The sequence below is a fragment of the Trichlorobacter sp. genome (genome assembly GCF_030247655.1).
In the GTDB taxonomy this organism is placed as follows: Bacteria; Desulfobacterota; Desulfuromonadia; order Geobacterales; family Pseudopelobacteraceae; genus Trichlorobacter.
In genome coordinates this window covers 1-7,043 of record NZ_JAOTRZ010000154.1, presented here as the reverse complement: position 1 = coordinate 7,043, position 7,043 = coordinate 1, and the positions used below count along the sequence as shown (strand labels likewise).

Annotated in this window: 7 protein-coding genes; all 7 read right to left on the bottom strand. The window is 52.8% G+C overall.

The genetic code is table 11. From position 1 onward, the window contains the following. Window positions 1-166: 166 nt before the first annotated feature. Window positions 167-841, bottom strand: coding sequence for a TRAP transporter small permease (locus tag OEL57_RS12150; protein WP_300740796.1), 675 nt, complete (start codon window positions 839-841; stop codon window positions 167-169). A gap of 74 nt (window positions 842-915) precedes the next feature. After that, window positions 916-1,911: a TRAP transporter substrate-binding protein gene (locus OEL57_RS12145; protein ID WP_300740795.1), complete on the bottom strand. Its 996-nt coding sequence runs from the start codon at window positions 1,909-1,911 to the stop codon at window positions 916-918. A gap of 213 nt (window positions 1,912-2,124) precedes the next feature. After that, complete coding sequence (locus OEL57_RS12140; RefSeq protein WP_300740794.1) at window positions 2,125-3,342, bottom strand: MFS transporter; 1,218 nt, start codon at window positions 3,340-3,342, stop codon at window positions 2,125-2,127. After that, the gene (locus tag OEL57_RS12135) at window positions 3,343-4,710 is read right to left on the bottom strand and encodes a sigma-54-dependent transcriptional regulator (RefSeq protein WP_300740793.1); all 1,368 of its coding nucleotides are present in this window, start codon (window positions 4,708-4,710) and stop codon (window positions 3,343-3,345) included. Beyond that, complete coding sequence (locus tag OEL57_RS12130) at window positions 4,711-5,112, bottom strand: response regulator (RefSeq protein ID WP_300740792.1); 402 nt, start codon at window positions 5,110-5,112, stop codon at window positions 4,711-4,713. It lies immediately after the preceding gene. 21 nt (window positions 5,113-5,133) lie between these two features. After that, complete coding sequence (locus tag OEL57_RS12125; protein WP_300740791.1) at window positions 5,134-6,603, bottom strand: two-component system sensor histidine kinase NtrB; 1,470 nt, start codon at window positions 6,601-6,603, stop codon at window positions 5,134-5,136. 60 nt (window positions 6,604-6,663) lie between these two features. Then, the coding region (locus OEL57_RS12120; RefSeq protein ID WP_300740790.1) for an ATP-binding protein at window positions 6,664-7,043 on the bottom strand (380 nt) is incomplete at its 5' end.

Sequence of the window (7,043 nt, the reverse complement as noted above, 5' to 3'; positions counted from 1 at the left end):
GTCGAGACAGAGACCGGCATGCCGGTCAACATCAGGCCGGCCAGGATGGCAAATACAATACCGGCATGTCCCATTGTTGAGAGAGCAAACAGCATGACTGCAATAGCGCCAAGCCAGGTGGCAGCTTTTTTCTTGGTTAAAACTTCAAGTCCGATAGCTGCTGAACTCATTTGACACCTCCCTGGGGGGCTTCATCCTCGAATTTGTGTTCCTCATACTCTTCGAGGGCCTCAGTCGAATCAAGAATCTCTTCTTCAATGCCGTCAACATGGCCGTGGTCATGGTGAGGCAGCTCACCGGTACGGAAGAAGGTCCAGCCGACCTGCAGGAAGCGGAAGCACATCAGGAACGAACCAAGTGGAATGGCAGAATAGATGATCCAGGTGGGCCACTCCAGATCCGGGGTGATCGGACCTTCATACAGATCCTCAGGTATCGCCATGCCAAACTTGTTGAAAACAGCGTAATGCATGCCGTTTTCCCAGACAAAAAGAGTGCCCAGAGAACCGATAATACCGGTGAACAGGGCGCCGCCGAAGATCCCCAGCAAGACGCATTTGACCCGCCACGATTCCGGAAGGCGGGTTACCAGGACATCCACCCCGACATGGATGCCGGTGCGGACACCATAGGCTGCGCCAAACTTGGCCATCCAGACAAACATGTAAATACACAGTTCCTGTGCCCAACCAAGGTTAACGCCCAGCAGCCAGTCCTGCAGGCCGGGTATTGGCAGGCCGGCAGCATAGCGGTGCAGCACAGCAACAAAGATAATAATGGTTGCGGCGCCAATGAGAAAGGTGATGATCCATTCCTCAAGGTGGTCAAGGTATTTCATCATGTGAATTTCTCCTGGGATCTATCGCAAAAAAAGCCGCTGCGTTGTCCGCAGCGGCTGGTGCTGATCAGGTAAAATTATGGTTTGTATCCGGTGGCCTTGTAGACTTCCTGTACGGTTGCAGCACCAATACGGCCGATGTTGTCTTTGTGGGCCTTGTCCATTGCCTTTTTCCAGGCAGCACGCTCAGCCGGAGTCAGGGTAATGATCTGGGATTTGCCGGATTTTTTAACTGCTGCCATGGCATCGTCGTTATCTTTCTTGGCAACACCGTTGGCAAAAACAGTGGCATCCTTCATGGCGCCTTCCAGGATGGTACGGATATCGGCAGGCAGGCCCATCCAGAACTTCTTGTTTACCAGCACGGCATAGCCCAGGTAACCATGGTTGGACATGGTGACGTACTTCTGTACTTCATGCATCTTCTGGGTATAGAGGTTGGAAGGGGGGTTTTCGGTGCCGTCAACAACGCCGGTCTGCAGGGCCTGATAGACGTCCGAGAAGGCCATAACCTGCGGAATGGCGCCTACGGAACGCATCTGGGAATCCAGTACCTTGGAAGACTGAATCCGCATCTTCTGGCCTTTCATGTCTGCCACATTTTTAAGTGGTTTGTTGGCAGACATCACCTTGAAGCCATTATCCCAGTAGGCCAGACCGATCAGCCCTCTGGTCTCAAGGCTCTTGAGCAGTTTTGCGCCAACCGGGCCCTGTGTAACAGCATGCAGCTCCTTGTAATCATCAAAGATAAACGGCAGGTCAAACAGTTCAAACTCTTTCAGACCCAGTGGAGCAAATTTGGCAAGTGACGGGGCCAGCATCTGGACTGAGCCCATCTGCAGTGCTTCCATCTCTTCCTTGTCCTTGTAAAGCTGGCTGTTGGGGTAGACCTCTACCTTGACCCGGCCTTTGGTCCGCTCTTCAGCAAGCTTCTTGAAATATTCTGCTCCTTGACCTTTGGGGGTGTTGGTGGCTACCACGTGGCTGAATTTGATGACAATGGGTGCGGCCTGTGCGGTCAGCGGAAGGGCAAAAGCCAGTGTGACGACTGCTGCAAGAATCTTCTTGAACATGTGTGTGCCTCCTTGTGGGGTGTATGCTTCAAATGCAGGATTAAGTATAACGCAATTTTTTGTTTTATCTAGCAACGGTAGTGCCAAATAGTTACGAATCGGTTAACAGCCTGTTTGGGTTGATTATTCTGTTTACGTTGTAGCGGAATGAAGTTTTATTCAGGAGTGGAACTGGCGGTTTTTCGCCATCTGAGTGTGGCGGTTTTTCGCCAGTCAGGCCTGGCGGTCTGCGTATGAGCGGCTGAGCAGTTCTGTGCAGCCAAAGGCAGCCAGAAGCAGCAGGCAGATCATGGCTGCCACGCCGGTCCAGGCATAGCTGACCCAGAAATAGCCGCCCAGGGTGCCGGAGATACTGGAGCCCAGATAGTAGGAAAAGAGGTACAGCGAGGATGCCTGGGCACGGTAGCTGGTTGCCCTGCGGCTGACCCAGCCTGAGGCGATGCTATGAACCCCGAAGAAGCCGCAGGTAAACAGGGCTATTCCTGTAACAATGCTGACCAGAGAATCAGCCAGGGTAAACAGCGCACCACATGCCATGGCTGTAATGGTGGCTCTGATCACAAATCTGCGACCAAAGCGCTGCATCAGGCGGCCCATCATGGCCGAGCTGAGTGAACCGAGAAAATAGACCAGAAAAATCAGGCTGATAATCGACTGGCTTAAGGAAAATGGTTTAAGCAGCAGGCGAAAGCCGATGTAGTTGTAGAGGCTTATAAAGCAGCCCATGCAGAGGAATGCCACCCCAAACAGGCAGAGCATGCCGGGATCCTTCAAATGGTGCAGCAGTGAAGGGAACAGGGTGCGCAGATCAAGACTGCGTTTCTGGAAGCGGGATGACCTGGGCAGCAGTTTGATAAACCAGAACGCCAGCAGCAGACTGACACAGCCGATGATGCCAATGGCGGTGCGCCAGGGCATATAATCAGCCATGATGGCAGTAATCACCCGACCAGACATGCCGCCCACCGCATTGCCGCTGATATAGAGTCCCATGGCAGAGGCGATTGCCGAACTATCCATCTCTTCCCCCAGATAGGCCATGGCAACCGAAGGTACACCGGCCAACACTGCGCCCTGGGCAAAGCGGATCAGGAGCAGGGAGGGCAGGGTGGTGGAAAAGGCAGTGGCAATGGCCAGCAATGAGGTCAGGATCAAGGCCGCTACCATGATCGGTTTGCGGCCAATTGCATCGGAGGTTAAGCCGGAAAAGAGCATGCCGATTGCCAGGGTGGCGGTGCTGATGGAGAGCGGCAGGCTGCTGATGGCAGGGGAGATATTGAATTCACGGGTAAACAGCGGCAGCAGGGGCTGAATATCATACAGGGTAACAAAGGTGATGAAGCCGGCACAAAACAGGGCCAGATTGGCCTGGCGGTACCGGGATGAACCGATGGTGATGGCTTCTTGCCCCTTGCCCTCTGCTCCTTGCATTTATAGCCCGTATTTCTCCATCTTGTAGCGCAGGGTACCCCGGGGGATCTTCAGCATTAAAGCTGCCTTGACCACGTTTCCTTCAGCTCGCTCCAGTGCCGATGCAACCAGTTGCTTTTCATAGTTTGCTACACTTATTTCAAGCCCTTGCAGTAGATTGTCTTCGGTGATGATTGAACTTTGCCGGGTGGTGTGCTGGTGGAGTTCAGGTGGCAGATGGCCTGGTTCAAGGTGTGGGCCGTGGGCCATGATGCAGATCCGCTCAATGATGTTGCGCAGCTCGCGGATATTGCCGGGCCAGGGGTAGCTGAGAAGCATCTGTTCTGCAGAAGGTTCAATCCCTTTGAATGATTTGCCAAAGGCCTGACTGAAGTGGGAGAGGAAATACTTGGCCAGAAGCAGGATATCGTTACCTCTTGCACGTAAAGGGGGGAGGTGCAACGGTACCACGTTCAGGCGGTAAAACAGGTCTTCCCGGAAGGTGCCGATCTGCATCCGTTGGCGCAGATCCCGGTTGGTGGCGGCAATCACCCGCAGATCAACCGGCAGGTCTTTGGTACCGCCCACCCGGCGGACCGTGCGTTCTTGCAGTACCCGCAGCAACTTGGCCTGCAGACTGGCGTACATGTCGCCGATCTCATCCAGGAAGATGGTGCCGTTGTGGGCCTCTTCAAACAGTCCGATCTTGCGGGAAGCGGCTCCGGTAAAGGCCCCTTTTTCATGGCCAAACAGCTCGCTTTCCATCAATTCAGTGGGGATGGAGGCACAGTTGACCGCCACAAAGGGGTGTTCCTTGCGATCTGACAGGGAATGGATCGCACGGGCCACCAGTTCTTTGCCGGTGCCTGATTCACCGGTTACCAGCACAGTGGCGGTCGGTATTCTGGCCACCTCCCGCACCTGATCCAGCACCTGCCGGAAACAGGGACTTTCCCCCAGCAGCGGCACATCAAGCCCCAGAGCACCGGAGCGTCGCAGTCCGCGGACCTCCCGCTTCAGTTCCTGGGTCTGCAGGGCCAGCTTGACGATTACCCGCAGGGCATCAGCCTTGAACGGCTTCTTCATATAATCAAACGCCCCAAGCTTAAGGGCATCTACCGCTGTTTCAACTGAACCATAGCCGGTGATGATAATCACCAGCAGATCAGGGTTTATCTCTTTTAAGGCCCCCAACAGATCAAGGCCGTTTTCGGTTCCCAGGTTCAGATCCAGCAGGGCCAGATCGATTTCGTCATCAGCAACCCGCCCCAAGGCCTCTGCCCCATTGGCCGCCTCAAGCACACGATAGCCATCTTCATTCAGGATGCGCTGGACATTTTCCCGAATAAAGGATTCATCATCAATTATGAGAATGGTTTCTCTAAGCATTCAGGCGGTTTGGGTGTTACCGGTTTTTTCAGGGCCGTTCAAAACATCCTGGACAGCAGTCAGTAGTTCTTCACAGGTCACCGGTTTTGACAAGACCTTATGGACCGGCATTTTTTGAGCAATGGCCAGGAGGGGTTGCTGGGCCAGGTTAGGGGAACCGCCGGAAATGGCAATTATTTTTAAAGGCTGGTTATTACGGGAACAGGACATGATTACCTCAAATCCATCAGATTCAGGCATGACAATGTCGGTTATCACCAGATCAGTCTGTACTTCTGTAAGGGTTTTCCGTGCCTGGATGCCATTTCCTGCTTCCAGAACTTCGTGGCCACCGATCTGCAGGAAGCCCTTCAGGACTGCCCGTACCTGAGGATCATCGTCAATTAACAGTATCTTTGCCATAGAGAAAACCTGGCTCCCTGATTAGTTGTTCTGTTGATTTGGCAGTAAGCAGGTGGAAATATCAGGTAGAAACACCGAAAAACAGCTGCCAAGCCCTTCAGTTGACTCAGCCAGGACAAAGCCGCCATGTTGTTTGATCGTGCCATAGACCATTGAAAGCCCCAGACCAGTACCTTTGCCCACCACTTTTGTGGTGAAAAACGGCTCGAATATTTTCTGACGGATCTCCTCCGGTATGCCCTGACCGGTGTCACGAACCATAAGAACAGCGTAGCTCCCCGGGGGATAGCCTTTGATAGACTCATTGCTGTTTTCATCAATAACCTGTTCAGCTGTTGCAATGGTAATGGTGCCGCCGGTTGGCATGGCATCACGGGCATTAGTGATCAGGTTGAACAGCACCTGCTGCAGCAATATCTCATCAGCAGTAATAACCAGTGCTGTTTCTGCCAGTTCAAGCTGTAAGGTTATGTTTTTTAAAAGCAACTTCCGGGCCAAAAGTTGCGAGTCTCTGACCATCTGATTCAATTCAAAGGGAATTGGATGCAGGGGCTGCTTGCGACTGAAGGCCAGCATGCTGCGGGTAAGGGCTGTCCCTCGCTCAACAGCCTTCAAAATTTCCTGTAACTGTGGTTGTTCAGGATTTTGTTGCTTCTGGTCATACTGAAGAATCTGGGTGTTGCCGGAGATGATCTGCAGGATGTTGTTAAAGTCGTGGGCAATACCACCGGCCAGCTGTCCCACCGCCTCCATCTTCTGTGCATGGCGTAACTGATCTTCAAGCAGGCGGCGTTCAGAGATATCAACAAAGGTGCAGACCATACCGATTGTAACGCCATCTTCCTGAATTGGATGGACGCTGTAGGATACCGGAAAACAACTGCCATCCTGGCGCCAGAATACTTCATTGGTAACCAGTATCGGTGCTGATCCAGTAGTGCTTACCATCTGATGAGCCCTGCATTCTGATACAGGGTAGGGGCTGCCATCGGCATGGCTATGGTGCATCAGGCGGTGCATCTCTTTTCCCAACAGTTGTTCCGGGTACGCATAGCCCAACAGGTTGGCGCAGGAACGGTTGGCCAGGATGCAGTGACCTGCTTCATCAGTGCCATAAATCCCCTCAATGGTTGAATCAAGCAGTAGCTTGATACTGCGTAGATTTTCCCGGTTCAAATGTTCAACAATCATATCATGACGTTGGCGTGCAGCACGAAACCAGGCAATGGGTGCGGCAAGTATCAGTGCCAGCAGTGTAACCGCTGAAATGGTCATGATATGGTGTTGTTCAAGGGCGATGGTTAATGGAGACTGTTCAGTTTGGGATTGAATCTTGCCGTATTTGTAGAGCAGATCCAGGTGGCTCTTGCGTTCGATCAGGAAAATTGCCCCGCCCGCCAGCAGGGTAAACAGGGCAAGTGGCAGAAAACGCCCCAGAAACAGGGTGAACATGGATTTTTGACCAGGTATGTTGTTGAATGGTTGTTTCACGCTATCCCTTGGTGTCAGAAAGATTATGCAGGCTGGCTATACCAGTAATTACAGATATTGTCATGTTGAAACAGTTTTCTGATCGGCCTGCAGCAGGGGTAGCCGTATCATGAAGCTGGTGCCGTGAACCGGCTCTGAGCTTACATTAATGGCACCGCCATGCTCTTCAATGATCTGTCTGGTAATGGAGAGCCCAAGCCCGGTACCGGCCCCTTTACGGGTAAAGAACGGCTCAAAGATCAATGGCAGATCCTGGTTGGGAATGCCGTGACCGGAATCGCTTACGGTGATCAGGGAATCATGTGCATCATGGTTGATGGTTATGCAGATGGTTCCTCCAAGGGGCAGTGCCTCCAGGGCGTTTTTCAATAGATTGAGCAGGGCCTGGCGGATCTTTTCAGCATCAATCAGGCAGGCTGGCAACGGGGTCCGTTCAAGGG